Origin of the sequence: Kitasatospora sp. NPDC101801, assembly GCF_044766665.1 — a bacterium.
Classification (GTDB): Bacteria; Actinomycetota; Actinomycetes; order Streptomycetales; family Streptomycetaceae; genus Kitasatospora.
The window spans coordinates 1-1,308 of record NZ_JBIWML010000109.1; the positions used below are offsets into that span (position 1 = coordinate 1).

Below are 1,308 nucleotides of genomic sequence, written 5' to 3' on the forward strand. Positions count from 1 at the left end.
CTAGGCCGTGTTTTAGGAAGCGCGGGCGGCCATCCACTTGGTGAGGTCGCCCGTGATGCGGTCGGTGCTGGTCTCGACGGTCACGTCGTGTTCGCGGCGAGTGGTGTCGCGGCGTACGACCTCGTATCCGCCCTCGTCCAGGACTGCGACGGAGGCAAACCAGGGAGGGTCGTCCTGGTCGGGCTGGATGACGACGAAGGTGTTGTCGGAGTCGTTCAGGTCGCCGATCAGCATGAACAGAGCGTCCTCGGACGGGTCGTCGACGTGGTTGCCGTTCTCGCTGTCGGCGCAGTAGTACCTGGCGGCCACTGAACCCTCCCCATGCGTGTGCTGCCCAATGCCGTGATCAGGATGGCACGGCCGCGCGGGCGACCGCTGGTTCACAGCCACTGGTGGATCGCCGCTATCTGGACCGTCGCCTCAAAGCGGCAGGCGAGCTTGTCGTACCGGGTCGCGACCGCCCGGTGCTGCTTGAGGCGGCTGATCCCGCACTCAACTGCGTGGCGGGCCTTGTAGTCCTCCCGGTCGAAGGCCGGCGGTCGGCCACCGGCGCGGCCACGGCGCTTGCGGTTGCGGACCTGATCGGCCGGCTCTGCGATGGTGCAGCGGATCCCGCGTCTGCGCAGGTAGGCACGGTTGGCGCGCGAGGAGTAGGCCTTGTCACCACGTACCCGCAGTGGCTTGCGCCTCGGACGACCACCGCCGGCCCTGGGCACCCGGATTGCTTCGAGGACCGGCTCGAACTGCGGGCTGTCACCCCGCTGACCTGCCGTGACCAACAACGACAGCGGCTTCTGACCTTGCTCGCAGGCCAGATGGATCTTTGTCGAGAACCCGCCCCGCGACCGACCCAGGCCGTGGTCCTCCGGCTCGGTCGCGACCCCTCCAGGGGGCTCCTTCTGCCCGGCCCCGTCCCGGCGGGCACCAGCGGCATGCTGATGAGCCCTGCAGACCGTGGAGTCGACGTTCACCTCCCAGGCAACGAGCCCGGCCGCATCAGCCCTCGCCTGCAACAAGGTGAGGATCCGGGCCCACACACCCTCGCGCTGCCAACGGCGAAAGAGCCCGTAAACGGTCTGCCAAGGCCCGTACTCATGCGGCAGATCCCGCCACGGAACACCTGTCCGAACCCGCCACCGAACTCCATTGACCAACCGCCGCCGGTTCCCGGACCTGCGGCTCACTCCTGCCGCAGGCAGCAACGACTCCAGCACCGACCACTGCTCATCAGAAAGATCTCCACGCCCCACACCATGATCATCACAGCGCGAGGACTGGACCGGAACCCCGTTCTAAAACACGGCCTAG

Annotated in this window: 2 protein-coding genes; both read right to left on the reverse strand. The window is 67.5% G+C overall.

All coding sequences use genetic code 11. The annotated features are described in order from the left end of the window. Window positions 1–12: 12 nt before the first annotated feature. Window positions 13–309, reverse strand: coding sequence for a hypothetical protein (locus ACIRPK_RS36920; RefSeq protein ID WP_403047342.1), 297 nt, complete (start codon window positions 307–309; stop codon window positions 13–15). 71 nt (window positions 310–380) lie between these two features. Beyond that, window positions 381–1,250 carry an IS5 family transposase gene (locus ACIRPK_RS36925; protein WP_403047344.1) on the reverse strand — a complete coding sequence of 290 codons (870 nt, stop codon included), beginning with the start codon at window positions 1,248–1,250 and terminating at the stop codon, window positions 381–383. Between the last annotated feature and the right edge of the window lie 58 nt (window positions 1,251–1,308).